This window comes from Brevundimonas sp. (assembly GCF_036963785.1).
Lineage (GTDB): Bacteria > Pseudomonadota > Alphaproteobacteria > Caulobacterales > Caulobacteraceae > Brevundimonas.
Genome location: NZ_JBALUS010000013.1, coordinates 1 through 1,327, shown reverse-complemented (window position 1 = coordinate 1,327; position 1,327 = coordinate 1). Strand labels below are relative to the sequence as shown.

Here is a 1,327-nt window from a genome sequence, read left to right as displayed (position 1 = left end):
ATCCGCGAAGGCGGCCGCACGGTTGGCGCCGGCGTGGTGGCCAAGATCACCGAGTAAGCTCGGTCATCTGACCCGAATACAGAGTGGCCCCGGAGCGATCCGGGGCCGTTTCTTTTTCCCTCTCCCGATGGGAGAGGGCTGCGCGCACGGATGCGGCAGCATCCGTCCTTCGCGCGCAGGGTGAGGGTCGGGTGTTTCCCCGCGAAACACGACCCTCATCCCCCGCGCGCAGACCTCCGCTACGCTCCGGTGCGCGGGTTCCCCCTTCTCCCACAGGGAGAAGGGGCTCAGCCCTTAAACAAACGCCACCTCGACCCCCTGTTCCACCGCACCGGCCAGCTGTTCGGCGTCCCAGTTGGTCAGGCGGACGCAGCCGCTGGAGGCGGTCTTGCCGATCAGGGCCGGGTCGGGGGTGCCGTGGATGCCGTAGCCGTCGCGCGACAGGTCGATCCACACCGCGCCCACCGGATTGTTCGGGCCCGGCGGCACGATGACCGTCTCGCCGCCCTGCTCGGGGTCATAGGTGTAGTTGGGCTCCGGCGCGACCGCGCGCACCGTGTGCGTGCCGGACGGGGACGGGGTCTCGTCGCTGCCGATGGTGGCCGGATAGAAGGCCAGCAGGTCGCCGTCGGCGTTGAAGGCGCGCACGGACTTCTCGGCCTTGTTCACCTCGATCCGCGCCACGTCGCCGTCCAGCGCGTCCGGGCCGGTCGCCGCCACCACGATGGACTGGCCCGCGCGGCTGAAGTCGACCCCGGGGTTCAGGGCGTCCAGCAGGTCCGGGCTCATGTGGAATTTCTCGGCCAGGGCCTCGCGGGCGTCCGAATAGCCCACGGTCTCCATGCGCCCCATGGCCGCCATGCTGTCCGGAACCTGGCCGACGAACGGTCCGGCCACGTCGGCCTCCGCGATCGTATAGTCGGTCAGCACCCGGCCGCCGTCGCCCGAGGTCAGCCGGTCGAACACCTCGGCGTTCAGTTCGCCGGTCACCTCCAGATCGTTGGCCTCCTGGAAGGCGGCGATGGCCTGGCGGGTGTTCTCGCCGCCCAGGCCGTCGATGATCCCGGGCGAAAAGCGGGTGCGGTCCAGCAGGATCTGCGCCCGCACCATGGCCGGCTCCGCCTCGGCGTCCTCCAGTTCGCCCTCCACAGCGCCGCCGCGATCCGCGGACGCGCTGTCCTCGCTGTCGGAGTCGGATGCCCCGTTGCTGCCGGACTGGCTGTCCTCATCGGCGGCGGGCGGGGTGTAGGTCGCCGACTCGATGGACTGGCGCAGCCGCGACGCCTCGTCCGAGGCCGGGCTGGCGGCTTCGGTCCCGGTCCGCTCG

Annotated in this window: 1 protein-coding gene; it reads right to left on the bottom strand. The window is 70.9% G+C overall.

All coding sequences use genetic code 11. The features are described from left to right. Positions 1 to 294 precede the first annotated feature (294 nt). A partial coding sequence (locus tag V7672_RS15215) for a L,D-transpeptidase family protein (protein ID WP_335625412.1) occupies positions 295 to 1,327 on the bottom strand: 1,033 nt, incomplete at its 5' end.